The 22,388-nt window shown below is 54.6% G+C and carries 18 protein-coding genes; 16 read left to right on the plus strand and 2 right to left on the minus strand.

Features of this window, described 5'->3' with window-relative positions:
* From RTM06_RS06485 to RTM06_RS06525, 9 genes are all read left to right on the plus strand, one after another.
* A partial coding sequence (locus RTM06_RS06485; RefSeq protein WP_312180779.1) for a S1 RNA-binding domain-containing protein occupies positions 1–882 on the plus strand: 882 nt, incomplete at its 5' end.
* Positions 883–968: 86 nt separating this feature from the next.
* Positions 969–1,253: an integration host factor subunit beta gene (ihfB, locus tag RTM06_RS06490; RefSeq protein WP_003849360.1), complete on the plus strand. Its 285-nt coding sequence runs from the start codon at positions 969–971 to the stop codon at positions 1,251–1,253.
* A gap of 205 nt (positions 1,254–1,458) precedes the next feature.
* Positions 1,459–3,717 (plus strand): DNA internalization-related competence protein ComEC/Rec2, encoded by a 2,259-nt coding sequence (locus RTM06_RS06495; protein WP_312180781.1) that lies wholly within the window; start codon positions 1,459–1,461, stop codon positions 3,715–3,717.
* A 34-nt stretch (positions 3,718–3,751) separates the two neighbouring features.
* Positions 3,752–5,500 carry a lipid A ABC transporter ATP-binding protein/permease MsbA gene (msbA, locus tag RTM06_RS06500; RefSeq protein WP_256696095.1) on the plus strand — a complete coding sequence of 583 codons (1,749 nt, stop codon included), beginning with the start codon at positions 3,752–3,754 and terminating at the stop codon, positions 5,498–5,500.
* Positions 5,497–6,498: a tetraacyldisaccharide 4'-kinase gene (gene lpxK, locus RTM06_RS06505; RefSeq protein WP_265297162.1), complete on the plus strand. Its 1,002-nt coding sequence runs from the start codon at positions 5,497–5,499 to the stop codon at positions 6,496–6,498. Before msbA ends, lpxK begins: the two co-directional genes overlap by 4 nt.
* 22 nt (positions 6,499–6,520) lie before the next feature.
* A complete protein-coding gene (locus RTM06_RS06510) occupies positions 6,521–7,738 on the plus strand; it encodes a winged helix-turn-helix domain-containing protein (RefSeq protein ID WP_265297160.1) in 1,218 nt (405 codons plus the stop codon).
* A gap of 90 nt (positions 7,739–7,828) precedes the next feature.
* Positions 7,829–8,011 carry a Trm112 family protein gene (locus tag RTM06_RS06515; protein ID WP_007887424.1) on the plus strand — a complete coding sequence of 61 codons (183 nt, stop codon included), beginning with the start codon at positions 7,829–7,831 and terminating at the stop codon, positions 8,009–8,011.
* Positions 8,008–8,757, plus strand: coding sequence for a 3-deoxy-manno-octulosonate cytidylyltransferase (gene kdsB / locus RTM06_RS06520; RefSeq protein ID WP_312180787.1), 750 nt, complete (start codon positions 8,008–8,010; stop codon positions 8,755–8,757). The genes RTM06_RS06515 and kdsB overlap by 4 nt, the downstream gene beginning before the upstream one ends.
* A gap of 110 nt (positions 8,758–8,867) precedes the next feature.
* On the plus strand, positions 8,868–9,761 hold the full coding sequence (locus RTM06_RS06525; RefSeq protein ID WP_312180788.1) for a YcbJ family phosphotransferase: 894 nt from the start codon (positions 8,868–8,870) through the stop codon (positions 9,759–9,761).
* Here RTM06_RS06525 and elyC read toward each other — a convergent pair.
* Positions 9,741–10,526, minus strand: coding sequence for an envelope biogenesis factor ElyC (gene elyC / locus RTM06_RS06530; RefSeq protein ID WP_312180790.1), 786 nt, complete (start codon positions 10,524–10,526; stop codon positions 9,741–9,743). The two genes, RTM06_RS06525 and elyC, sit on opposite strands and share 21 nt — an antisense overlap.
* A 124-nt stretch (positions 10,527–10,650) precedes the next feature.
* Here elyC and cmoM point away from each other — a divergent pair, with 124 nt between their 5' ends.
* The 7 genes from cmoM to RTM06_RS06565 all read left to right on the plus strand — a co-directional run bounded on the left by cmoM (position 10,651) and on the right by RTM06_RS06565 (position 21,327).
* Positions 10,651–11,436, plus strand: a complete 786-nt coding sequence (cmoM, locus tag RTM06_RS06535) for a tRNA uridine 5-oxyacetic acid(34) methyltransferase CmoM (RefSeq protein WP_265297156.1) — start codon at positions 10,651–10,653, stop codon at positions 11,434–11,436.
* The gene (gene mukF / locus RTM06_RS06540) at positions 11,433–12,755 is read left to right on the plus strand and encodes a chromosome partition protein MukF (protein ID WP_007887410.1); all 1,323 of its coding nucleotides are present in this window, start codon (positions 11,433–11,435) and stop codon (positions 12,753–12,755) included. Before cmoM ends, mukF begins: the two co-directional genes overlap by 4 nt.
* Entirely contained in the window at positions 12,736–13,470 is a 735-nt protein-coding gene (mukE, locus tag RTM06_RS06545) for a chromosome partition protein MukE (protein WP_312180792.1), read from the plus strand. Before mukF ends, mukE begins: the two co-directional genes overlap by 20 nt.
* On the plus strand, positions 13,467–17,933 hold the full coding sequence (mukB, locus tag RTM06_RS06550; RefSeq protein WP_312180794.1) for a chromosome partition protein MukB: 4,467 nt from the start codon (positions 13,467–13,469) through the stop codon (positions 17,931–17,933). The genes mukE and mukB overlap by 4 nt, the downstream gene beginning before the upstream one ends.
* 156 nt (positions 17,934–18,089) lie before the next feature.
* Entirely contained in the window at positions 18,090–19,919 is a 1,830-nt protein-coding gene (ldtD, locus tag RTM06_RS06555) for a L,D-transpeptidase (RefSeq protein WP_312180796.1), read from the plus strand.
* A gap of 187 nt (positions 19,920–20,106) precedes the next feature.
* Positions 20,107–20,658, plus strand: coding sequence for a YcbK family protein (locus tag RTM06_RS06560; RefSeq protein ID WP_008102370.1), 552 nt, complete (start codon positions 20,107–20,109; stop codon positions 20,656–20,658).
* 36 nt (positions 20,659–20,694) lie between these two features.
* A complete protein-coding gene (locus RTM06_RS06565; RefSeq protein ID WP_312180799.1) occupies positions 20,695–21,327 on the plus strand; it encodes an MBL fold metallo-hydrolase in 633 nt (210 codons plus the stop codon).
* A gap of 45 nt (positions 21,328–21,372) precedes the next feature.
* On the opposite strand, the gene RTM06_RS06570 is transcribed toward RTM06_RS06565, so the two are convergent.
* Positions 21,373–22,388, minus strand: a 1,016-nt coding sequence (locus RTM06_RS06570; RefSeq protein ID WP_312180801.1) for an amino acid aminotransferase, incomplete at its 5' end; no start/stop codon positions are given.

Genomic DNA, 22,388 nt, shown 5'->3' on the forward strand with positions numbered 1-22,388 from the left:
CCTTGGGTGGCTATCGCTAAGCGCTATCCAGAAGGCACCCGCCTGACTGGTCGTGTAACCAACCTGACTGATTACGGCTGCTTCGTAGAAATCGAAGAAGGCGTTGAAGGTCTGGTACACGTTTCTGAAATGGACTGGACCAACAAAAACATCCATCCGTCTAAAGTTGTAAACGTAGGCGATGTGGTTGAAGTAATGGTTCTGGACATCGATGAAGAGCGTCGTCGTATCTCCCTGGGTCTGAAGCAGTGCAAATCTAACCCATGGCAGCTGTTCGCTGAGACCCACAACAAAGGCGATCGCGTTGAAGGTAAAATCAAGTCAATCACTGACTTCGGTATCTTCATCGGCCTGGACGGTGGCATCGACGGTCTGGTTCACCTGTCTGACATCTCCTGGAACGCGACTGGCGAAGAAGCCGTTCGTGAGTACAAAAAAGGCGACGAAATCGCTGCCGTTGTACTGCAGGTTGATGCAGAGCGCGAGCGCATCTCTCTGGGCGTGAAGCAGTTGGCTGAAGATCCATTCAACAACTACATCACCCTGAACAAGAAAGGCGCTATCGTGACTGGTAAAGTCACTGCAGTTGACGCTAAAGGTGCTACAGTAGAATTAGCTGACGGCGTAGAGGGTTACCTGCGCGCTTCTGAAGCTTCTCTGGACCGCATCGAAGATGCAACTCTGGTTCTGAGTGTTGGCGACGACGTTGAAGCTAAATTCACCGGCGTTGACCGTAAGAACCGCGTTGTGAGCCTGTCTGTTCGTGCTAAAGACCAGGCTGATGAGAAAGAAGCTATCAACACTGTTAACACCAAACAGGATGAAGGCAGCAACTTCTCTAGCGCGATGGCTGAAGCGTTCAAAGCGGCTAAAGGCGAGTAATCAACCTAAGGCACCGGACGATGAAAATCGTCCGGTTTCGGTAAAAGCTGTCATACCTTTCCCAATAAGGATTAACCGGAGGTTACATGACCAAGTCAGAACTTATTGAAAGACTTGCTGGCCAGCATACTCATATTCCGGCGAAAGTCGTTGAGGATGCGGTCAAAGAGATGCTTGAGCACATGGCCACTACGTTGGCTCAGGGCGAGCGCATTGAAATCCGGGGATTCGGCAGCTTTTCTTTGCATTACCGTGCACCGCGTACGGGTCGTAACCCGAAAACGGGTGACAAAGTGGATCTGGAAGGTAAATACGTTCCCCACTTTAAGCCGGGCAAAGAATTGCGTGACCGTGCGAACATCTACGGCTAAGCCGTTACCGAACGATAAAAACGACACTTTAGGGTGTCGTTTTTTTTGCTTAAAGCATAATGAACTGGGAGCTAATCTCCAAAATAAAGTCTCACCAATGTAATCTCTGCAAAAGTCTCTGAACCCATCGCGACACACACTCTTTTGACTGAAGCAAATCCCCCGTCTTCACTGCACACTCTTCCACCAATGAGGGAGAGCACAAATGCATATGAACTGGATTGTTCTGGCAAGATTGATGATTGCTTCGGCGTTACCGTTAGGCCTGTTGCCGCACATACCCACAGCGAGCGTAATACTCACGATGGTTGGATTCGCGGTGTTACTCGGGTTGATGCCAATCACATTGCTGCGTATATCAGGGATTACTCTGTTAATGTTGGCCTGGACATTGAATGAAGCTCGGCTGATGATCAATGCAATTGAGGATCTGACTGCCACATCGATTGAAGCCACAGTACGAATTACCGAAGTGCGTGAACAAAAGCAGCAGCTAACCGTGCAAATCTTGCGAGTCGGCCAGCGTTATCAATTTCCACCTCTATTTGTCACGCTCAATAGTGCTTCTACTGAGCAACCATTTTGTGCCGGTCAGCGCTGGCAGATGAAACTGCGACTGCGTGCCGTGCATGGCAGACTGAATGAAGGGGAGTTCGATCTGCAGCGTTTTGCTTTGTCGAACCACACTCCGCTGCAAGGTCGCATCATCAGTCAGCAGGCGGAATCGCTAACCTGCAACTGGCGTACGCGTTTCATTGATTACCATTTAGCTAAATTTGAGAGTATCCAACAACCCGCAATTATGCAGGCTTTAGCGTTTGGCATACGTGCCAACATGACTGAAAAGCAGCGACAGTTACTGCGGGAAACTGGCACCGCCCACTTAATGGCCATCTCAGGCATGCACATCGCATTAGCTGCCAGCGTTGGATGGCTATTGGCGCGTGCAATTCAGGTGGTTTTCCCCGCTCATTTGATAGGCCATTTGTTTCCACTGCTGATTAGCATTATAACCGCAGCCATCTACACGTGGGTTTCTGGTAGCCATGCACCAGCTCAGCGCGCGATTATCGCGCTCATGCTTTGGACAGGTATTCGTAGCGTTGGTTGGCAACTCAGTGGCTGGCAAGTCTGGACGTTGTGTATTGGCGCATTATTGGCCCTTGATCCTTTAACCGTTCTGTCAGAAAGCTTTTGGTTGTCAGCACTGGCGGTCGCGATGCTGATTGTCTGGTATCAATGGTTTCCATTGCCGCATCGCTGGCGTGCAAAACGTCGATGGCTGCTATTGCAATTGCTGCATCTGCAACTCGGCATGATGATCCTCATGGCTCCGCTACAAATCTTCCTGTTTCAGGGAATAAGCCTGAGTGCTGTATTGGCAAATCTTATTGCGGTGCCGGTTGTGTCATTTGTCACGGTGCCGCTGATATTGCTGGCAATGCTCTTGCCTGTGCCGCCGATTTCAGCGGGATTGTGGTATCTGGCGGACCTTTCTATAAACAAAGTATTGCTGGTGCTGCAGTTGTTACCCGCTGGCTGGTGGGCATGGAGTGATACCTTACCCGCGATCGTGCTGCTTTGGGTGGGATTACTTCTCTGGCGCAGCAAGCTGATTTATTACAGCCTGATGCCGTGTTGTAGCCTGGTACTCGCGATTATCCTCTGGCGCAGTTCTACGCAGCGTGATGACTGGCAAATCGACATGATTGATGTGGGGCACGGACTGGCCGTTGCCATCACTCAGGGCAAAGAAGTGGTGCTGTATGATGTTGGACCCGGCTGGAAGCAGGATGATGCCGGTTCACGCGTCATCCTGCCATGGTTGCGATATCACAGCAGAAGCCTTCATTCTCTGATCTTAAGCCACAAGCATCTTGATCACCGTGGTGGACTACACTCATTGCTCAAAATTAATCCAGCGTTAGTAATCCGTAGTGCCTTAGCGGAAAAGGGTCATCTGCCATGCTTCCGTGGCCAGCAGTGGCATTGGGGCAAATTGCAATTTACCGCCTTGTGGCCGCCGGAGAGTCAGACCCAGGGACAAAATAACGATTCGTGTGTGGTGCGAGTCGATGATGGGCAATTTAGCGTATTGCTCACCGGTGATATTGAGGTCGAAGCCGAGAGAAAAATTGTCGCGCTGGAAAAAGATGCACTCAACGCGACGATTTTGCAGGTGCCGCACCACGGCAGCAGGACATCGTCAGGCGCGTTACTGTTACGTAATGTTGCTGGAAAAGCAGCATTTGCTTCGGTGGCGCGATATAACGCCTGGCGTATGCCGGCACCAGCCGTAGTACAGCGCTATCGTCAGCAAGGCTATATGTGGTACGACACGGCTCAATCGGGGCAGGTTCATGTGGGTATCAGACAAGGTCATTGGCAAATTAAGGGCTTAAGAGAGCAAATAAAGCCTCGCTGGTACCATCAGTGGTTTGGCGTCAAACGCGATTCCAGGTAGAATGAGCGGCTATTTCAAACAGCGTGAATAAATAATGCATCAAGATAAAGATCTCTCAACGTGGCAGACATTCCGTCGACTCTGGCCGATGATTGCGCCCCATAAGGCTGGTCTGTATGTGTCAGCGGTGGCGCTGATACTCAATGCGGCAGGCGATACCCTGATGCTCTCTCTGTTGAAACCTTTACTGGATGATGGCTTCGGTAAAGCTGACAGATCCGTAATGCTGTGGATGCCGCTGGTGGTAATCGGCCTGATGCTGGTGCGCGGCGTAACCAGCTATGTCTCCAGTTACTGCATCTCATGGGTTTCCGGCAACGTGGTCATGAACATGCGTCGCCGTCTGTTCGGCCATATGATGGGCATGCCGGTTACCTTCTTCGATCAACAGTCAACGGGAACGCTGCTATCACGCATCACCTACGATTCTGAGCAGGTTGCCTCTTCTTCTTCAAGCGCACTGGTTACCGTGGTGCGTGAAGGGGCCTCGATCATTGGCCTGTTCATCATGATGTTCTATTACAGCTGGCAGCTGTCTCTGATTCTCATTGTGCTGGCGCCGATCGTCTCTTTTGCCATTCGTACCGTTTCAAAGCGCTTCCGCAGCATCAGTAAGAACATGCAGAACACTATGGGACAGGTGACAACCAGCGCCGAACAGATGCTAAAAGGGCATAAAGAAGTGCTGATCTTTGGTGGCCAGGACGTCGAAGCGAAGCGCTTTTCTCAGGTTAGCAACAAGATGCGTCAACAGGGCATGAAACTGGTGTCAGCGTCCTCCATTTCTGATCCGGTGATTCAGTTAATTGCCTCACTGGCACTGGCATTCGTGCTTTATGCCGCGAGCTTCCCAAGCGTGATGGATACGCTCACAGCCGGTACCATCACTGTGGTCTTCTCTTCAATGATCGCCCTGATGCGTCCGCTGAAGTCACTGACCAACGTCAATGCGCAGTTCCAGCGCGGTATGGCGGCATGTCAGACGCTGTTCTCGATTCTCGACAGTGAGCAGGAAGTGGATAACGGCAAGCGTGAGATGGATCGCGCCAAAGGTGATGTTGAATTCCGTAACGTGACCTTTACCTATCCAGGCCGTGAAATCCCTGCGCTGCGCGATATTAACCTGTCGCTGCCAGCCGGTAAAACGGTTGCACTGGTCGGTCGTTCCGGCTCGGGTAAGTCCACCATGGCCAGTTTGTTGACGCGCTTCTACGACATCGACAGCGGTGAAATATTGCTGGATGGTCACGACTTACGTGAATACACTCTGCGCTCGCTACGTAACCAGGTCGCGCTGGTTTCCCAAAACGTGCACCTTTTCAACGACACCATCGCCAACAACATTGCGTATGCCCGCAATGGCCAGTACACGCGTGAACAAATCGAGCAGGCTGCGACCATGGCGCATGCGATGGACTTTATCCAGAAGATGGATAATGGCCTCGATACCGTGATTGGTGAGAATGGCGTGCTGCTTTCCGGTGGTCAGCGTCAGCGAATTGCGATTGCGCGCGCGTTACTGCGTGACTGCCCAATCTTGATTCTCGATGAAGCCACATCAGCGCTGGATACCGAATCTGAGCGTGCGATTCAGGCCGCACTTGATGAGCTGCAGAAAAACCGTACTTCACTGGTGATTGCGCACCGTCTGTCGACCATTGAAAAAGCTGATGAGATCGTCGTGGTTGAAGATGGTCGCATTGTCGAACGCGGTACTCACAGCGTGCTGCTGGAACAGAAGGGCGCTTATGCGCAGCTTCACAAGCTGCAGTTCGGTCAATGATTGAACGCATCTGGAGCGGGCGCTCGCCGTTATGGCTATTGCTATGGCCGCTGAGTTTGCTTTATGGGGCGATCACCTGGCTGATTCGCCTCAGCTTCCAGCGCGGGTGGCGAAAAAGCTGGCGCGCACCTTGCCCGGTGATTGTGGTGGGGAATCTCACCGCAGGCGGGAATGGTAAAACGCCCGTAGTGATCTGGTTGGTGCAGGCGCTGCAACAACGCGGCTTACGCGCTGGTGTGGTGTCGCGGGGTTATGGCGGTAAAGCTGAACGTTATCCGCTACTGGTTACCGCTGAAACGCCCACGGCGCAGGCTGGCGATGAACCTGTTTTAATCGCTCAGCGCACGCAGGTGCCGGTCGCGGTTGCGCCGCAGCGGCGTCTGGCGGTAGAAGGCCTACTCGCTGCGCACGATCTGGATGTGATCATTACCGATGATGGCCTGCAGCACTACGCGCTGCAGCGCGATCGTGAAATCGTGGTGGTGGATGGGATGCGTCGTTTTGGCAATGGCTGGTGGTTACCGGCTGGGCCAATGCGTGAACGTGCCTCGCGACTTCAGACGGTGAATGCGGTGATCGTTAATGGCGGTGATGCGCAGGCGGACGAAATTGCGATGACATTGCAGCCCGGTCTGGCGGTAAACCTGATCAGCGGCGCAACCGTAGCGTTAGAACAGCTGCCGGAAATCGTCGCCATGGCCGGTATTGGTCATCCGCCGCGCTTCTTTAACACGCTCAAACAGCAAGGTATTCAGCCAGTGGCAGAAATTGCCTTCGCCGATCACCATGCTTACAGCGAAGACGAATTGCAACGTCTGACTCAGGCACAACAGTGCTTACTGATGACGGAAAAAGATGCGGTGAAATGCCGTGGCTTTGCTCGCCCAAACTGGTGGTATCTGCCGGTAGATGCGCATCTGCAAGGCACGGCGGTGGCAACCTTGTTAGACGATATCACTCATCTCTGCACCAACGCGCGCGACGCCCGTTCGCGCTAACCACCGAAAAGGGAATTGAGTCATGAACCTCGCCGCTTCCCTCTCGTTACAAACTGCTCGTCACCTTCATCTGGCTGCTCAGGGACTGTTACGTCCTTTGGGCCGTCGGGCGCGCTTTACCGATATTCACGCCACTGTGCGTCAAATGTCTTTGCTGCAAATCGATACCATCAATGTGGTGGCTCGCAGTCCTTATCTGGTGCTGTTTAGTCGCCTTGGCGCATACCAGTCCAATTGGCTGGAACAGGCGCTGGTATCTGGCGCGTTATTTGAGTATTGGGCGCATGAAGCCTGTTTTATTCCTGTCGAAGATTACCCACTGCTGCGTCATCGCATGCTGGAACCGCAGCGACTTGGCTGGAAGTACAACCAACAGTGGGTTGAGGAACACCAACAAGAAATCACTGATCTTCTGCAACATATCTCCGCCAATGGTCCGGTACGTGCTGCCGATTTCAGCAATGATAAACAGACCAAACCAGGTTGGTGGGCGTGGAAGCCGCATAAGCGTCATCTGGAGAATTTGTTCAGTGCCGGTCAGTTGATGGTGGTTGAGCGGCGTAACTTCCAGCGGGTTTACGATCTGCACAGCCGCGTAATGCCGGACTGGATTGATGAACAGCATGCACTGAGTGAAGATGAAGCAGTGATACAGATGTTGAGTCACAGCGCGCGCAGCCTCGGCATTTTTCGTGACAGTTGGCTAGCAGACTACTATCGCCTCAAACGTGCACCACTCAAGTCGTGGCTCGCGGATGCCGCCGCACGCGGAGAGATAGTTCGCGTTGAGGTCGAGCAACTGGGTGAAATGTGGCTGCACCACGCGTTATTGCCGCTGCTGGAAAAGCCACTCTCGGCCACGCATACCACGCTGTTGTCACCCTTTGATCCGGTGGTTTGGGATCGTCGTCGCGCGCTGGAGCTGTTTAGTTTTGATTACCGCATTGAGTGCTACACGCCAGCGGAGAAGCGCAAATATGGTTATTTTGTCTTGCCAGTGCTGCATCGCGGCGTATTGAAAGCGCGCATCGACGCCAAAATGGAGCGTCAGGCAAAACAATTGGTAATTCGTGCATTCTGGCTGGAAGAGGGCACACGCGTCAGTAACGCTTTCCTTAATGATGTACAAAAAGCCATTAATCGCTTTGCTGCGTGGCAAGCTGCCAACGAAGTGATTATCGAAAATGCGCCGGCAGAACTGTTGGCGGCCTGGTCAAATCGCTGGTCAATGGTTGAATAACACCGCCACTTGTCTGGCTTGAGTGCGCCATTCCTGCGCACGCTATTATGATATGCTAACCGTCTGAATCGGTCCTGAATGGAGAAGATTATGGATCACCGTTTACTCGAAATCGTTGCCTGCCCGGTATGCAACGGAAAACTCTATTTCAACAAAGAGCAGCAAGAGCTGATCTGTAAACCAGATGGCCTGGCTTATCCGGTACGTGACGGTATTCCAGTGTTGCTGGAAGTGGAAGCGCGTACGCTGTCTGTTGAAGAGATCCATCCATGAGTTTTGTTGCCATTATTCCTGCGCGTTACGCTTCAACGCGTCTGCCCGGCAAACCGCTGGTGGATATTCAGGGTAAACCGATGGTGCTGCACGTCATGGAACGCGCGCGTGAATCGGGTGCCGATCGTGTGATTGTCGCCACCGATCATCCGGATGTGGCGGCGGCGGTAACCGCAGCCGGCGGTGAAGTGTGCATGACGCGAGTCGATCATCAGTCCGGCACCGAGCGTTTGGCAGAAGTTGTCGATAAGTATCAGTTTGCCGACGACACCATCATCGTTAACGTGCAGGGCGATGAGCCGATGATCCCGGCGGAAATTGTACGTCAGGTAGCAGGTAATCTGGCGCAATCCGAAGCCGGAATGGCGACGCTGGCGGTGCCGATCACCGATGCAGAAGAAGCCTTTAACCCGAACGCGGTGAAAGTGGTGATGGACGCCAAAGGTTATGCGCTCTACTTCTCACGCGCCACTATTCCCTGGGATCGCGAGCGTTATGCTCAATCCCGCGAGCAGATTGGCGATACGCTGCTGCGCCACATTGGTATCTACGCTTATCGCGCCGGGTTTATCCGTCGCTATATTGCGTGGGAACCTTGCCCGCTGGAGCACATTGAGCTGCTCGAACAGCTGCGCGTGCTGTGGTACGGTGAAAAGATTCACGTCGCGGTGGCAAAAGCTATCCCAAGTGTTGGGGTGGATACGCCGGAAGACCTTGAGCGGGTTCGTCTCGCTATGCAGGGTTAATCTCCGACCGGCCAGCGGCTCTCGCTGGCCTTAAAGTTTGATCTGGCGCTAAGCTTTGCGCCGCCATCACCTCCAGCATATTCCAGCCCTTTGACTTCGGAGGATATTGCATGGAACAGCTCCGTTCAGAACTCGCGTTGGTGCTCGGTGAAAGCATTAGCCGTCTCGAAACCATTAGCGAGCAGACGCACACGCGGCTATATGCGCTTTACGATAACGCCGGTAAACCAATGCCGCTGGTGGCGAAGTATTTTCGTCATCAGGGACGTGCGGCGCTGGAAGCCAAAAAGCTGACCATGCTAGGCCATGATGGCTTGGTCGCCGTGCCTGCTGTGTTTGGCCTGGTGCTCAGCCAGCAAAAGCCGGTACATGAAATGTTGCTGATGGCGCGCTTTAACGGCGTCTCGGCGGAAGCTCCGGCACGCAGCGCAGCACGCTGGGAACAGCTGTGCGAGCAGATCGTCGAAGGCGTATTGGCGTGGCATCGCATCGACAGTCATGGCTTAGTCGGCAGCGTGGACAGCGTACAGGAAAATAGCTGGCCCGCATGGTATCGCCAGCGGGTTGATGTGCTGTGGTCAACGCTGGGTTATCTGTCGCCGCCGTTTTTCACGCTGGAAGATCGTCAGATTCTATTTCGCAGCCGTCAGTTATTAGCGCGTCTTTTCAACGGATTTGACGATCCCTGCGTGTTGATGCACGGCAATTTGCGCTTAGCCAGCATGCTGAAAGATGCGCACAGCGATCAGCTGATTGCGATGATGCAGCCGGGCAACATTCTCTGGGCACCGCGCGAATACGATCTGATGCGCCTGGCGGATAGCGGCGCAGAAGCGTCACTGCTGCAACACTATCTGCAGCGAGCGCCCGTGGCGGAAGGTTTCCTCTGGCGACGCTGGTTGTATCAGTTGTGGGATTGCGTCGACACGCTGGTCAGCAGCGGACAGTTTGACCGTCCGCGTTTCGATCACGCCCGCGCGCAATTACTCCCCTGGCTGGCTTGAGGTGAGATCGTCACCGCGCAGCTTCTGCCAGATCTGACCCAGCGTTTCATAGATTGCGCGCTCACTGTGACCGAGCCACAGCGGTGACGGAATCGCACGTTCCCAACCGTTGAGCGGCGATGTCACCGCCAGCTGGTTCGCCGGTGCAGCCAGCGGATTCATGCCGGCACTTTGGAAGAATTGCATCGCACGTGGCAGATGGTTAGCGGAGGTCACCAGTAAAAACGGATGTTCGCCAATCGTCTTTTTCACTGCGCGTGCTTCACCAATCGTATCCCGCGGTTGATCCAACTGAATAATCGCTTCTGATGGCACACCCAGACTCTCCGCCACTTCAGCCGCCACGCTGGCGCTGCTGCGTGGGTTTTCGCCTGCCGCTGCGCCCGTAAAGATCATTTTCGCCTGCGGATAGCGCCGCCACTGACGCACGCCTTCGGCCACGCGCGGCAAACTGTTACTGATTAAATTCGAACTCGGTGCCCAATTCGGATTGAAGGTATAGCCGCCGCCGAGCACCACGATATAATCGACCGGCTCGTTACCGTTCCAGGTGGGATAATGATTTTCCAGCGGTAACAGCAAGCGATCGGCAACCGGCTGCAGGCTCAAAACCAGCAGTAGCAGCCAACTGCAAGAGATAAGGATTTTGCCGCTTTTTTGCCAGCGGCTGAACCAGAGCAGCAAAAGTCCTGCAGCCATCAGCAATAACAGCAGCGGCAAGGGGAGCAACATCCCGCCAATGACTTTTTTGAATGCGAAAAACATCGAATATGGCCTCTTTTGTCCAAAAAAACAGCTGCCAGACGGTTACTGCGGCATGAAAGGTTCATTCTTGTTGAGCCTGTGACAAAATAGCACAAGTTGAATGCAGCAAAGCGGAGCCATCATCATGCAGGATCGTAACTTTGACGATCTGGCGGACAAATTCTCACAGAACATTTATGGCACGCGTAAAGGGCAAGTGCGCCAGGCGATTGTCTGGGACGAGCTGGAAGCCCTGTTACCGACACTGCCTGCGGGACCTTTACAGGTGCTGGATGCCGGCGGTGGCGTGGGACAAATCTCAAGCGGGCTGGCGGCGCGCGGTCATCAGGTGGTGCTGTGCGATCTCTCTGCTGAAATGCTGAAACTGGCAGAAGCCCATGCGCTCGCCGCAGGTGTGAGCCACAACATGCAATTCAAACAAATTAGCGCCCAGCAGGTGGGCGAACATTTGGATACGCAGGTTGATCTGGTATTGTTTCACGCGGTGTTGGAATGGGTCGCGCATCCGGAAGAGGTGCTCCAAGCGCTGTGGCACACACTCAAGCCCGGCGGCGTGCTGTCGTTGATGTTTTACAACGCGCACGGCTTAACCTTCCGCACCCTGACGCTCGGCAATTTCGGCTATATGCGCGCCAATATGAGCAAACGTAAAAAGCGCACGCTGTCGCCCGATTTCCCGCGCGATCCCGACGATGTGACGCGCTGGCTGACAAACTGTGGATTTGAAATTGAACGGCGTGCGGGCATTCGCGTCTTCTGTGATTACATGAAGCCGCAACCCGGCGCAGGGAAGAGCGTTGAGGAAATCATTGAGATGGAACGGCGTTTCTGTCGCCAGGAGCCCTTTTTAAGTTTAGGGCGCTATATCCACGTGACCGCGCGCAAACCCAGCCAGAAGGATCAACTATGAGCGAATTTTCCCAGACGGTCCCCGAATTGGTGGCATGGGCGCGCAAGAACGATTTTTCGCTTGCGCTGCCGGTAGAACGTCTGGCCTTTTTGCTGGCCATCGCCACCTTAAACGGTGAACGCATGGACGGCGAGATGAGTGAAGGCGAGCTGATTGACGCGTTTCGCCACGTTAGCAAAGCATTCGAACAAACCCACGAAACCGTCCAGGTCCGTGCCAATAACGCCATCAATGACATGGTGCGTCAGCGCTTGCTTAATCGCTTTACCAGCGAGCTGACGGAAGGCCACGCCATCTATCGTCTTACACCGCTCGCCATCGGCATTACCGACTATTACATCCGTCAGCGCGAGTTCTCCACGCTGCGCCTGTCGATGCAGCTGTCGATTGTGGCACAAGAGTTAAAACGTGCCGCAGACGCCGCTGAAGAAGACGGTGACGAATTCCACTGGCATCGCAACGTATTTGCACCGCTGAAATATTCGGTGGCGGAAATCTTCGATAGCATCGACATGACGCAGCGCCTGATGGATGAACAGCAGCAAGCGGTGAAAACCGATATTGCCGATCTGCTCAACAAAGACTGGCGCGCGGCGATCTCCAGCTGTGAAATGTTGCTGTCGGAAACCTCCGGTACGCTACGTGAACTGCAGGATACGCTGGAAGCGGCGGGCGATAAGCTGCAGGCCAATTTACTGCGCATTCAGGATGCGACGCTAAGCAGCCCGGATCTGGGCTTTGTCGATAAGCTGGTGTTTGACCTGCAAAACAAGCTCGATCGCATCATCAGCTGGGGCCAGCAGGCTATCGATCTGTGGATCGGCTACGACCGCCACGTACACAAGTTTATTCGTACCGCCATCGACATGGATAAGAACCGCGTGTTTGCGCAGCGTTTACGCCTGTCGGTGCAAAACTATTTCGATCAGCCGTGGGCGCTGACCTACGCCAATGCCGATCGTCTTTACGATATGCGCGATGAAGAGATGACGCTGCGTAATGACGAGGTGATGGGCGAGCTGCCGCCGGAAATGGAATACGAAGAGTTTAATGAGATTCGTGAGCAGCTGGCCGCGATGATCGAAGAGGCGCTGCAAATTTATAAGCAGGAGCAGAAGCCGCTCCATCTTGCCACGGTGATGCGTGACTATCTGTCGCAGTATCCGCGCGCGCGCCACTTTGATCTGGCGCGTATCGTCATCGATCAAGCGGTGCGACTCGGCGTGGCCGAAGCTGATTTAGCCGGTCTGCCTGCGCAATGGCAGGCCATTAATGATTACGGAGCCAAGGTGCAGGCACATGTCATCGACAAATATTGAACAAGTGATGCCAGTTAAACTGGCATTGGCTCTGGCAAACCCGATTTTCCCGGCGCTCGATAGCCAGTTACGCGCGGGTCGCCACATTGGCATTGAAGAGCTGGATAATCACGCCTTCCTGATGGATTACCAGGAGTATCTCGAAGAGTTTTACGCGCGTTACAACGTTGAGCTGATCCGCGCGCCGGAAGGCTTCTTCTATTTGCGTCCGCGTTCAACCACCTTGATCCCGCGCTCGGTGCTGTCCGAGCTGGATATGATGGTGGGCAAAATTCTTTGCTATCTCTACCTCAGCCCGGAACGTCTGGCGAATGAGGGGATTTTTACCCAACAAGAGCTGTATGACGAACTGCTGTCGCTGGCCGATGAGAGCAAACTGCTCAAGCTGGTAAATCAGCGTTCCACCGGTTCCGATCTTGACCGCGCCAAGCTGCAGGAAAAAATGCGTGCGTCGCTGAGCCGCCTGCGCCGTCTTGGCATGGTGTGGTTTATGGGCAACGACAGCAGCAAATTCCGCATCACCGAATCGGTGTTCCGCTTTGGCGCCGACGTGCGCAGCGGTGACGATGCGCGTGAAGCACAGCTGCGCCTGATTCGTGACGGTGAAGCGATGACGCTGGAAAGCGCGCCAGCTGCGGCAGAAAACGATGAAGCAGATAACGATTTTGACGCTGAAAGCGACGCGAATGATAACGCGGAGGATGAACAAGCATGATTGAACGCGGTAAATTTCGTTCGCTAACGCTGATCAACTGGAACGGCTTCTTTGCCCGTACTTTTGATCTTGATGAACTGGTCACCACCCTCTCGGGCGGTAACGGTGCGGGTAAATCCACCACCATGGCTGCTTTCGTTACGGCGATGATCCCTGACTTAACGCTGCTGCACTTCCGTAACACCACCGAAGCGGGTGCAACTTCCGGTTCGCGCGATAAAGGCCTGCACGGCAAGCTGCGCGCCGGTGTCTGCTATTCGGTGCTGGATGTGGTTAACTCACGCCATCAACGCGTGATTGTTGGCGTACGTCTGCAGCAGGTGGCGGGACGCGATAAAAAAGTCGATATCAAGCCATTCAGTATTCACGGCTTGCCGAGCGATTCGCAGGCTACCGATATGCTGACCGAAATCCTTAATAACCGTCAGGCGCGCGTGTTGCCGCTGACGGAAGTAAAGGAGCGCGTGGAAGCGCAGGAAGGCGTGCAGTTCAAACAGTACAACTCGGTCACCGATTATCACGCGGTACTGTTCGAGCTCGGCGTGGTGCCACGTCGTTTGCGTAACGCCAGCGATCGCAGCAAGTTCTATCGTCTGATTGAGGCATCTCTTTACGGCGGTATTTCTAGCGCCATTACCCGCTCGCTGCGCGATTACCTGCTGCCAGAAAACGGCGGCGTGCGTAAAGCCTTCCAGGATATGGAAGCCGCGCTGCGGGAAAACCGCATGACGCTGGAAGCGATTCGCGTTACTCAATCGGATCGCGACCTGTTTAAGCATCTGATCTCGGAAGCCACCAGCTACGTTTCTGCCGACTACATGCGCCACGCCAACGAGCGCCGCATTCATCTCGACGGCGCGCTGCAGCTGCGTAATGAGCTGTTTACCAGCCGCAATCAGCTGATTTCCGAGCAGTATCGCCACATTGAAATGGCGCGTGAATTGTCGGAGCACAACGGTGCCGAAAGCGATCTGGAAAGCGATTATCAGGGCGCCAGCGATCACCTGAATCTGGTGCAAACCGCCATGCGCCAGCAGGAAAAAATCGAGCGTTATGATGCCGATCTGGAAGAGCTGACCTATCGCCTTGAAGAGCAGAATGAAGTTGTAGCTGAAGCGCGTGAAGTACAGGAAGAGAATGAAGCGCGCGCCGAAGCGGCTGAAGTGGAAGTGGATGAGCTGAAAAGCCAGCTTGCTGACTTCCAGCAGGCGCTCGACGTGCAGCAAACGCGTGCCATTCAATATCAGCAAGCCTTGCAGGCGCTGGAGAAAGCACGCACGCAGTGTCAGCTGCCCGATTTATCTATCGATAACGCCGCTGAATGGCAGGAAACCTTCCAGGCGCGTGAAGAAGAAGCCACCGAACGCCTGCTGCGTCTCGAACAGAAGCTGAGCGTCGCCGAAGCGGCGCACAGCCAATTTGAGCAAGCGTTAGCGTTAGTGACCAGCATTGCCGGTGACGTGGGTCGTCAGGACGCGTGGCAAGTGGGGCGCGAATTACTGCGTGACGCCGGCAATCAACGCCATCATGCTGAACAACTCTCCTCGCTGCGTCTGCGCCTCAATGAATTAGAAACCCGTCTGCGTGAGCAGCATGATGCCGAGCGTCTGCTGGCAGATTTCTGCAAACGTCAGGGCCAGCAATACGATGCGGATGCGCTGGACGGCTTGCAGCGTGAACTCGAAGCGCAGATTGAGCAGCTGAATAGCAGCGTTGCCGATGCAGGTGAACGCCGCATGTTGATGCGTCAGGAGCTGGAGCAGCTGCGTGAACGCATCACCGCGCTGACCGCGCGTGCGCCACACTGGCTGGCGGCGCAGGAAATTCTGACGCAGCTGAGCGAGCAAACCGGTCAGGCGCTGACCAGCAGCCAGCAGATCACTGAATTTATGCAGCAACTGCTGGAGCGCGAGCGTGAAACCACGGTTGAACGCGACGAGCTGGCCGCGCGTAAGCGTGAAGTTGAACAGCAGATTGAGCGTCTGAGCCAACCAGGCGGCGCGGAAGATGCGCGCCTGACGCAGCTGGCGGAACGTTTTGGCGGCGTGCTGCTGTCGGAAATTTATGATGACGTTACGCTGGATGACGCGCCGTACTTCTCGGCGTTATACGGCCCATCGCGCCATGCCATCGTGGTGCCCGATCTGTCGCTGGTGCGCGACCTGCTCGACGGTTTAGACGAGTGCCCGGAAGATCTCTATCTGATTGAAGGCGATCCGCAAGCCTTTGACGACAGCGTATTTAGCGTCGAAGAGCTGGAAAAAGCAGTGGTGGTGAAAGTGGCTGAACGTCAGTGGCGCTACTCTCGCTTCCCGAAAGTGCCGTTGTTTGGACGCGCGGCGCGTGAAAACCAGCTTGAGTTGCTGAATAACGAACGTGAACAGCTGGCTGAGCGTTATGCCACGCTGTCGTTTGATGTGCAGAAAACCCAGCGTCTGCATCAATCCTTCAGCCGCTTCATCGGCAGCCATTTAGCGGTGGCGTTTGATGAAGATCCAGAAGCGCAGATTCGTCAGCTTAACAACCGCCGTGGTGAGCTGGAGCGGGCGCTGGCGCAGCATGAAAATGACAATCAGCAGCAGCGTGCGCAGTTTGAACAGGCAAAAGAGGGCGTTAGCCAGCTGAACCGCCTGCTGCCGCGCGTGAATCTGCTGCTCGACGACACGCTCGGCGATCGCTGTGATGAGATCCGCGAGCGCGTGGAAGAAGCGCAGGAAGCCGCGCGCTTCCTGCATCAGCACGGCAGCAAACTCAGCAAGCTGGAGCCGCTGATTTCTGTACTGCAAAGCGATCCGCAGCAGCACGATCAGCTGCAGCGTGACTATCAGCAGGCACAGCAGCAGCAGCGCGATGCGCGTCAGCAGGCCTTTGCCCTGACCGAAGTGGTGCAGCGTCGTGCACACTTCAGCTACGAGAGTTCGGCGGGCATGCTGGGCGGCAACAGCGATCTCAATGAACAGCTGCGTCAGCGTCTGGAACAGGCGGAAGGCGAGCGCAGCCGCGCACGTGAACGTCTGCGTGGACATCAGGCGCAGCTGACGCAGTATTCGCAGGTGCTGGCATCGCTGAAAAGTTCTTACGATGCCAAACGCGACATGCTGAAAGAGTTGCAGCAAGAGATGCAGGATATCGGCGTGCATGCCGATGCCAGCGCAGAAGAGCGCGCGCGCATTCGTCGTGATGAGCTGTACAGCGCGTTGAGCCACAACCGTGCGCGTCGCAACCAGCTGGAAAAACAGATCACCTTCTGTGAAGCCGAAATGGACAGCCTGCAGAAGAAACTGCGCAAGCTGGAACGCGATTATCATCAGATTCGTGAGCAGGTGGTCAGCGCGAAAGCCGGCTGGTGCACGGTGTTGCGTCTGGTTAAAGAGAACGGCGTTGAGCGTCGTCTGCATCGTCGTGAATTGGCCTATCTCAGCGGCGATGAGCTGCGTTCGATGTCGGATAAGGCGCTGGGTGCGCTGCGTCTGGCGGTAGCGGATAACGAGCATCTGCGCGATGTGCTGCGCATGTCGGAAGATCCGAAACGTCCGGAACGCAAGATTCAGTTCTTTATCGCGGTTTACCAGCATCTGCGCGAACGTATTCGTCAGGACATCATTCGTACCGACGATCCCGTTGAAGCCATTGAGCAGATGGAAATCGAGCTGAATCGTCTGACCGAAGAGCTGACGGCGCGTGAACAGACGCTGGCAATCAGCTCACGCAGCGCGGCGAACATCATTCGCAAAACCATTCAGCGCGAGCAGAACCGTATTCGTCAGCTGAACCAGGGCTTGCAGGCGGTGAGCTTTGGTCAGGTGCGCAGCGTGCGCCTCAACGTGAACGTGCGTGAAGCGCACTCAACGCTGCTGGATACACTGTCGGAAGAGCATGAACAGCATCAGGATCTGTTTACCAGCAACCGCTTAACCTTCTCGGAAGCGCTGGCGAAACTCTATCAACGCCTGAATCCGCAGATTGATATGGGCCAGCGCACGCCGCAAACCATCGGTGAAGAGCTGCTCGATTACCGCAACTATCTTGAGATGGAAGTGGAAGTGAACCGTGGCTCCGACGGCTGGCTGCGTGCAGAAAGTGGCGCGCTTTCGACCGGTGAAGCGATCGGTACCGGGATGTCGATTCTGGTGATGGTAGTGCAGAGCTGGGAAGAGGAATCCCGTCGTCTGCGCGGCAAAGACATCTCGCCGTGTCGTCTGCTATTCCTCGATGAAGCGGCACGTCTGGATGCGCGTTCAATCGCCACGCTGTTTGAGCTGTGCGAACGTCTGGAGATGCAGCTGATTATCGCGGCACCAGAGAACATCAGCCCGGAAAAAGGCACCACTTACAAACTGGTGCGCAAGATGTTCAATAACACCGAACACGTACATGTGGTCGGTCTGCGCGGCTTCTCGGCGGATCCCGCACCGAGCAAAGATCAAAGTCCTACGGTCGGTCTTGAATATGAGAATTCATAACGCTTAATCTGGTTAAAAAACAGCACTACGTTTAATCTGTATGCGGCATCTGCACTTAGAGGCAGATGCCGTTTTTTATTCGTATACTCAACATTAAGAGTATGGCTGTACATGGCGATCACAGGGCGCTATGTCATTGGTGAGAAGGGGGCAGGGATGTTGCTAAACAACAAGCGCAAAATGAGTCGTGCTGCAGTAGCACTCGGTTTGTCAATGGTATTATCGCCGCTGGCTGTCAGCCATGCGGCCATCACCTCCACGCTACCCAACTCGACGCATCACAGCTCGATGTCGGTTTCTGCCAGTCAGCAACAGATTCAGCAGGCGTTTAGTGCCACTGAACAACCCTTCTATCTACCAGGCTTGGCCGGTATTTATGCGTCGCGCGACATGGCACCGCTGTGGCAGGACCCGCAAGCGGTGCAGGCTTTCCAGCAGCAATTGGCGGAAGTGGCGCTCTCGGGCGTGCAGCCGCAGTTCACCCGTTGGGTGGAGCGGCTAACCAATCCGAACATTAAAGGTCTGGCGCGCGATATCGTGCTCAGTGATGCGATGCTCGGCTATCTGCAATTTGTTGCCAATGTCCCGACACAAGGCGAAACCTGGCTTTACAGCAACGTGCCGTACAAGCTGACCATGCCATCGCTGGCGGCCATCAATCAGTGGCAGAATGCGGTGAATGGCGGTGGCAGCCGTACTTTCGTGGTGTCACTGCAGCCGCAGCATCCGCAATATGCACCGATGCACAATGCCTTGAAAACGCTGCTAAACGATCATCATCCGTGGCCACAGCTGCGTGATACCGCTACGCTGCGCCCAGGACAAATCAGCAATGATGTGCCGGCACTGCGTGAGATTCTGCAACGCACCGGCATGTTGACCACCAGCCACAGCACTACGCCAACGCCAGCGGAAGATGCGGTACCAACAGCGCCGGTTCCGGTGAGTCAGAGCAATCAGCCGGTGGCGGTGAGCCCATCTGCGGCAAACTTTGATGATATTGATGCGGCTCCGGCACTCGCTGCTACGCCTGAAGTGGCCAATAATGTGGCTACCAACCCAACGGCAACCGGTCCCAACGTCTATGACGCTGCGCTGGTGGAGGGCGTCAAACGCTTCCAGCACTGGCAAGGCTTGGCCGATGACGGCGCGATTGGTCCGCGCACCCGTGAATGGCTGAATGTGCCGCCGCAGATGCGCGCCTCGCTGCTGGCGCTTAATATTCAGCGTCTGCGTCTGCTGCCGGATGATATGCACAACGGCATCATGGTAAACATTCCCAACTATTCGCTGACCTACTACAACAATGGCGCCACCATATTGTCGTCACGCGTGATTGTGGGTCGTCCCGACCGCAAAACGCCGCTGATGCGTAGCGCGCTGAATAATGTGGTGCTGAATCCACCGTGGAATGTGCCAACCACGCTGGTGCGCCAGGATATTGTGCCTAAGGTGAAGCAGGATCCGAGCTATCTGTATAAGCACGGTTATACGCTGCTCTCGGGCTGGAGTGCGGATGCGGAAGTGATCGATCCTTCAATGATTGACTGGCATATGGTGTCGGCGGCGAGCTTCCCGTATCGCATTCGTCAGGCGCCAGGCGCGACTAACTCACTGGGTCGCTACAAATTCAATATGCCGAGTTCGGATGCGATCTATCTGCACGATACGCCAAACCATACTCTGTTCCAGCGCGATATTCGTGCGCTCAGTTCAGGTTGTGTGCGCGTCAATAAAGCCTCGGAACTGGCCGATCTGCTCCTGCAGGATGTGGGCTGGAATGACGGCCGTATTTCGGACACGTTGAAAGAGGGGAATACCCGTTATGTGCCAATTCGCCATCGCATCCCAGTGAACCTTTACTACCTCACCGCCTGGGTTGCAGATGATGGACTCCCGCAATATCGTACAGATATTTACAATTATGATAACCCTGCGCGTTCCGGCAGTCAGGTGCTGTATAAAGCCGGTCAATTGTTACTCTAGTACTTGATTTGGCTGTTTTCTCTTCACATGAATTTAACCAAGACCAGTCTCGAAAATTTGATTTTGAGCTGGTTTTGGTCTTCTGCAACATATTCTGGGTTGACTGAGTCTTAGGCGGACGTTAATGTTCGGCCTTGTGTATTTTTCGCACATATTTTATCCGCTTTAGACTAGGTAACCTCGCTTCATGGCTAATATTGATTCTCAACGTCGTCGATTACTCTTGATTGGAGGCGCAGCTGCAGGATTATCACTGCTTCCTGGCTCCGCTCTGGCTTCGCTTTCCACCGCCCGCCCTCGAGTATTGACACTTAGTAACCTTCACACCGGTGAAACCCTTAAAACGGAGTTTTTTAACGGTAAGCGTTATGACAAGGATGAGTTAGCCCGCTTAAATCACTTTTTCCGTGATTACCGCGCCAATCAGGTGAAGAACATCGATCCCCATCTTTTTGATCAGCTTTACCGCCTGCAAACGTTGCTCGATACGCGCAAGCCGGTGCAGTTGATCTCGGGTTACCGCACCTTAGCCACTAACACCATGTTGCGTGAATCGGGTCCGGGCGTGGCGAAAAAAAGCTATCACACCAAAGGACAAGCGATGGATTTCCACATTGAGGGAATTTCGTTGAGCAATGTTCGCAAAGCGGCGTTATCTATGCGCGCCGGTGGTGTAGGATATTACCCGCGCAGCAACTTCGTACACATAGATACCGGGCCTGCAAGGCACTGGTCCTGATGCCGGCAGCGCTGCGTGTGCCGGTCATGGAGTGCTATGAATTACCAAATTATTCCGGTTACGGCTTTTTCCCAGAACTGTTCAGTTATTTGGGATGACGAAACCCAACAAGCCGCATTGGTCGATCCCGGCGGCGATGCGGAAACCATCAAAGCCGTGCTGGCAGAACGTGGTTTAGCGCCGTCGCAAATCCTTCTCACACATGGACATCTCGATCACGTCGGTGCCGCTGCCGAACTTGCGGCACATTATCAGGTGCCCATTGTCGGTCCGCATCCGCTCGATGCTTTCTGGTTAGATAATCTGCCTACACAGAGCCGTATGTTTGGATTACCCGAATGCGCGCCGCTGAAGCCCGATCGCTGGCTGGAAGAGGGTGAAACTGTTCAGGTTGGAAATGTCGAGCTGGAAGTACTGCTTTGTCCGGGCCATACGCCGGGACACATCGTGTTCTTTGATCGTGCAGGACGTCTGCTGATCTCAGGGGATGTGATTTTCAACGGTGGCGTGGGACGTACCGATTTCCCACAGGGCAGCCATAGCGACCTAATCGATGCGATTAAAACCAAGCTGCTGCCGCTGGGCGATGATGTGACTTTTGTGCCGGGTCACGGGCCTATCTCAACGCTAGGCCGCGAACGCCTCAGCAATCCGTTCCTGCAAGAATAAAAAAATGGGCCATTTAGGCCCATTTGTCGTTATTCGCCGCCTGATTTATAACACCGCGACAATCGCTTCACACAGCGCCGACATGTTGTCAGGCGTCATGCCTGCCACGTTAACGCGACCAGAGTTCACAGCATACACACCAAACTCTTCACGCAGACGCACCACCTGATCTTTGGTCAGGCCGCTGAACGAAAACATGCCGTTTTGCTTAATGATGAAGCTAAAGTCCTGATTAGCGCCTTTCTCTGCCAACGTGTTCACAAATAGCTGACGCATGCGCTGGATGCGCTGACGCATATCGGTCAGTTCCTGAATCCAGATGGTACGCAGCGCGTCATTGCTGAGGATGGTGGCGACTACTGCCGCGCCGTGTGACGGCGGGTTTGAGTAGTTGGCGCGAATAGTGTATTTCACCTGGCTAAACGCGGTTTTCGCCACGTCGCTGCTGGCAGCAACCAGCGTCAATGCACCGACACGCTCGTTATACAAACCGAAGTTTTTCGAGTAAGAGCTGGCAACGATCAGTTCCTGATGTGAAGCGGCGAAAATACGCAGCCCTTCTGCATCTTCATCCAGACCGCGAGCAAAGCCCTGATAGGCGAAATCAAACAGCGGCAACCAGCCTTTCTCTTGCGACAGCTGCGCCAGCTGTTGCCATTGCTCTGCAGAAGGATCAACGCCGGTTGGGTTGTGGCAGCAGCCGTGGAATAACACTACATCGCCCGCTTTGGCTTCCTGCAGTGATGCCAACATAGCGTCGAAATCCAGGCTGTGGCTCGCTGCATCGTAGTAATCGTAATCACACACTTCGAGGCCAGCGGCGTTGAACACATTGTTATGGTTCGGCCAGCTTGGGTTGCTCACCCAAACACGCTTCACGCTGGTCTGGTTTGCCAGAAAATCTGCCGCAACGCGCAGGGCGCCGGTGCCGCCTGGCGTTTGTGCAGTGCAGGCGCGACCAGCTGAAATCAGTGCGCTCTCTTTGCCGAACAGTAACTCCTGCGTGCAACGTGCGAAATCCGCCAGACCATCAATGCTCAGGTAGTTCTTGGTGGTTTCAT

Source organism: Pantoea sp. CTOTU46764, from assembly GCF_031974595.1.
In the GTDB taxonomy this organism is placed as follows: domain Bacteria; phylum Pseudomonadota; class Gammaproteobacteria; order Enterobacterales; family Enterobacteriaceae; genus Pantoea; species Pantoea trifolii.

Excerpts from the sequence above, each read along its gene's own strand:
- ihfB (WP_003849360.1), top strand. The coding sequence starts at position 969 with ATGACCAAGTCAGAACTTATTGAAAGACTTGCTGGCCAGCATACTCAT.
- elyC (WP_312180790.1), bottom strand. The coding sequence starts at position 10,526 with ATGTTTTTCGCATTCAAAAAAGTCATTGGCGGGATGTTGCTCCCCTTG.
- ldtD (WP_312180796.1), top strand. The coding sequence starts at position 18,090 with ATGTTGCTAAACAACAAGCGCAAAATGAGTCGTGCTGCAGTAGCACTC.
- lpxK (WP_265297162.1), top strand. The coding sequence starts at position 5,497 with ATGATTGAACGCATCTGGAGCGGGCGCTCGCCGTTATGGCTATTGCTA.
- RTM06_RS06565 (WP_312180799.1), top strand. The coding sequence starts at position 20,695 with ATGAATTACCAAATTATTCCGGTTACGGCTTTTTCCCAGAACTGTTCA.
- cmoM (WP_265297156.1), top strand. The coding sequence starts at position 10,651 with ATGCAGGATCGTAACTTTGACGATCTGGCGGACAAATTCTCACAGAAC.
- RTM06_RS06495 (WP_312180781.1), top strand. The coding sequence starts at position 1,459 with ATGCATATGAACTGGATTGTTCTGGCAAGATTGATGATTGCTTCGGCG.
- kdsB (WP_312180787.1), top strand. The coding sequence starts at position 8,008 with ATGAGTTTTGTTGCCATTATTCCTGCGCGTTACGCTTCAACGCGTCTG.
- RTM06_RS06560 (WP_008102370.1), top strand. The coding sequence starts at position 20,107 with ATGGCTAATATTGATTCTCAACGTCGTCGATTACTCTTGATTGGAGGC.
- mukE (WP_312180792.1), top strand. The coding sequence starts at position 12,736 with ATGTCATCGACAAATATTGAACAAGTGATGCCAGTTAAACTGGCATTG.
- msbA (WP_256696095.1), top strand. The coding sequence starts at position 3,752 with ATGCATCAAGATAAAGATCTCTCAACGTGGCAGACATTCCGTCGACTC.
- mukF (WP_007887410.1), top strand. The coding sequence starts at position 11,433 with ATGAGCGAATTTTCCCAGACGGTCCCCGAATTGGTGGCATGGGCGCGC.
- RTM06_RS06515 (WP_007887424.1), top strand. The coding sequence starts at position 7,829 with ATGGATCACCGTTTACTCGAAATCGTTGCCTGCCCGGTATGCAACGGA.
- mukB (WP_312180794.1), top strand. The coding sequence starts at position 13,467 with ATGATTGAACGCGGTAAATTTCGTTCGCTAACGCTGATCAACTGGAAC.
- RTM06_RS06525 (WP_312180788.1), top strand. The coding sequence starts at position 8,868 with ATGGAACAGCTCCGTTCAGAACTCGCGTTGGTGCTCGGTGAAAGCATT.
- RTM06_RS06510 (WP_265297160.1), top strand. The coding sequence starts at position 6,521 with ATGAACCTCGCCGCTTCCCTCTCGTTACAAACTGCTCGTCACCTTCAT.